Annotated in this window: 1 protein-coding gene; it reads left to right on the top strand. The window is 34.5% G+C overall.

Annotated elements, in window-relative coordinates; all coding sequences use genetic code 11:
* Positions 1–15 precede the first annotated feature (15 nt).
* The coding region (locus LI114_RS13730) for a restriction endonuclease subunit S (RefSeq protein WP_227221134.1) at positions 16–516 on the top strand (501 nt) is incomplete at its 3' end.

Consider the following 516-nt stretch of genomic DNA (forward strand, 5'->3'; position numbering starts at 1 on the left):
TGGGAACAGCGTAGGTTGTCAGAGATTTATCAAAACATAGGAAATGCATTCGTTGGAACAGCTACACCATATTACGTTGAATCAGGACATTTTTATCTGGAATCAAATAATGTTAAGGATGGACAGATAAATAGGAACAATGAAGTTTTCATAAATAATGAATTTTATGAAAGGCAAAAAGATAAATGGCTGCATACTGGAGACATGGTTATGGTGCAATCAGGACATGTCGGTCATGCGGCTGTAATCCCCGAAGAATTGGATAATTCGGCTGCTCACGCATTGATTATGTTTAGAAATCCTAAATTAAAAATAGAACCTTACTTTTTGAATTATCAGTACCAAACTACGAAGACAAAAAAGAAAATTGAAAATATAACTACTGGTAACACAATAAAACATATTCTTGCTTCTGATATGCAAGAGTTCATTGTAGAAGTTCCTAATATAGCAGAACAAGAACAAATTGGTGCTTATTTTAAAAATCTCGACCACCTCATCACCCTTCATCAGCGT

Origin of the sequence: Ruminococcus sp. 210702-SL.1.03, assembly GCF_020559915.1 — a bacterium.
Taxonomy (GTDB): domain Bacteria; phylum Bacillota; class Clostridia; order Oscillospirales; family Ruminococcaceae; genus YE71.